This is a genomic window from Geminicoccus flavidas (assembly GCF_009806515.1).
In the GTDB taxonomy this organism is placed as follows: domain Bacteria; phylum Pseudomonadota; class Alphaproteobacteria; order Geminicoccales; family Geminicoccaceae; genus Geminicoccus; species Geminicoccus flavidus.
In genome coordinates this window covers 1-2,185 of sequence record NZ_WUJP01000124.1, presented here as the reverse complement: position 1 = coordinate 2,185, position 2,185 = coordinate 1, and the positions used below count along the sequence as shown (strand labels likewise).

Genomic DNA, 2,185 nt, shown 5'->3' with positions numbered 1-2,185 from the left:
GCGATGCCCGACCAGCGCGGCTTCGGCCGGGGCCAGAGCGCGTAGTAGAGGGCGGTCCGCCGGGAGGTCTGCAGGTCGTAGACCATGGCAAAGTGCTGCCGCGCCAGGCGCTGGACCAGGCTGGCCAGCTTGAGCGGCGTCCAGAGCGTCGGCCGCTCGTCGACGATCATTTCCGCGAACCAGCCGGACGGCTCTAGCAGCCTGGCATAGGGGGCGGTGGTAAGCAGGCTGATGCGCTCGCCCGGATGATGCCGAACGATCGCCTGCATCGCCCCGGTGGCCAGTACCACGTCGCCCAGCGCGCCATGCTTGATGACGAGAATGCCCGCCATCAGGCGCGCCCTCCCAGCAGTTCGGCATAGACCGCCAGGGTCTGCCGGCACATGCGCTCGGCGGTGAACTGCTCCCGCACCCAGGCTTTGGCTTGCTCGCCCAGCCGCGCCCGTGCCTCGGCCGGCATCGCCAGGGCCAGCTCCATGGCATCCGCCAGCGCCGCCGCATCGCCCGGTGGGACCAGCCAGCCGGTGGTGGCCGGCAGCAGGGTCTCGCCGAGCCCGCCAATGTCGGCGGCGATCACCGGCTTGCCCATCGCCTGCGCCTCCACCGACACCCGTCCGAACGCCTCGGGCCCGATCGACGGGGCGAGCACCAGGTCGGCCAGCGCCAGTGCCGCCGCCATGTCGCCGGTGCCGCCCACCAGGCGGACGCGTTCGGCCAGCCCCAGGGCCTGGATCTTCGCGTGCAGTTCCGCGGAATAGGAGCTGCCGGGCGTATCCGGCCCCACGAACAGGACGACGAAGTCGTCACGCGCGATCTTCGCCACCGCCTCCGCCACCAGGAGATGGCCCTTGATTCGGGTGATCCGCCCGGGCAGCAGCACAACCTGCCGGCCGGGCGGTACCCGGAACTGCGCCTGGAGCTTCGCGATGCGCTCGGGCGATACAGAAGCTGGGTCGAACTCCCCGACCTCCACGCCGCGATAGATGGTGCGCAGCACGTCGGGCCCGACCCCGTACACCTCGCAGACATGCTGAGCGACATAGTCGGAGATCGCGATGACCCGGTCGCCAGAGGCCATCACCGCGTTGTAGCGCCGCTTCAGCCGGTAATCGTAGCCGCCATAGACGGCGTGGACGGTGGTGACGAACGGCGTGCCGGCGCGCCGGCAGGCGATCCTGGCACTCCAGGCAGGCGCGCGCGAGCGGGCATGGACCAGCTCCACCCGGTGCCGCCGCATCAGCTCGCCCAGCCGGGCGGCGTTCTGCCAGATGGTGAGGGGGTTCTTGCTGGCGAGCGGCAGGGTCAGGTGGGTGATGCCATCCGCCTCCAGCTCGGCCACCAGGCCGCCGCCGGCGCTGGCCACCAGCGGTTGGTGCCCGGCCCGCTTCAGGAGCCGGGCGAGATCCACGGTCCCGCGCTCGACACCGCCCCTTTCCAGCGCAGGCAGTACCTGCAGCAACGTCGCCATCGAGACCCGCAAGGAAGTGAAGGGGAAGGCGATGCTTCGACCGCCAGCACCACCGGTGCTAGCGTGGCAAAGGACCAGGACGAAGCCAAGCGATGACGGGCAGATGGTGATTTCGGATCGACTGACGCGCGAGAACGACACCTCGATCCACTACCGGCGGACGCCGGGGCAGGGCACCGAGGTCGTGTTCCTGTCGGGCTTCCGCTCCGACATGGAGGGCAGCAAGGCCGTGGCGCTGGAAGCCCATGTGACGAAGCAGGGCCGGCCCTACACCCGCTTCGACTATCGCGGCCACGGCGTCTCGGACGGCCGGTTCGAGGATCTCTGCCTGTCCGACTGGCTGGACGACACGCTCCTGGTGCTGGACCGGCTGGTCGAGGGCAGGGCGGTGCTGGTCGGCTCCAGCATGGGCGGCTGGCTGATGCTGCTGGCCGCCCGCGCCCGGCCGGACAAGGTCGCGGGCCTAGTCGGCATCGCCGCCGCCCCCGACTTCACCGAGGATCTGATGCGCCCGGCACTGACGGAAGAACACAAGGCCGCCCTGGCGCGGGACGGCGTGTTCTACGAGCCTTCCCCCTACGGCGACCCGCTCCCGATCACCCGCCGCCTGCTGGAGGACGGCGAGCGCCACCTGCTGATGCGGGAGCCGATCCGCTTCGACGGCCCGGTCCACCTGCTCCAGGGCCAGGAGGACCCGGACGTGCCCTGGATGACCGC

Annotated in this window: 3 protein-coding genes; 1 reads left to right on the top strand and 2 read right to left on the bottom strand. The window is 70.7% G+C overall.

Annotation, left to right across the window (positions count from 1 at the left end; all coding sequences use genetic code 11):
- Positions 1–332, bottom strand: a 332-nt coding sequence (locus tag EQG76_RS03365; RefSeq protein WP_407925499.1) for a glycosyltransferase family 9 protein, incomplete at its 3' end; no start/stop codon positions are given.
- Positions 332–1,468, bottom strand: coding sequence for a glycosyltransferase family 4 protein (locus EQG76_RS03360; protein WP_159710610.1), 1,137 nt, complete (start codon positions 1,466–1,468; stop codon positions 332–334). The genes EQG76_RS03360 and EQG76_RS03365, both read right to left, overlap by 1 nt.
- A gap of 103 nt (positions 1,469–1,571) precedes the next feature.
- Here EQG76_RS03360 and EQG76_RS03355 point away from each other — a divergent pair.
- Positions 1,572–2,185: alpha/beta fold hydrolase (locus EQG76_RS03355; RefSeq protein WP_235031188.1), on the top strand; the 614-nt coding region annotated here is incomplete at its 3' end.

Bases quoted from the DNA above. Each gene is read 5' to 3' on its own strand.
- EQG76_RS03360 (WP_159710610.1), bottom strand. From the start codon at position 1,468: ATGGCGACGTTGCTGCAGGTACTGCCTGCGCTGGAAAGGGGCGGTGTC.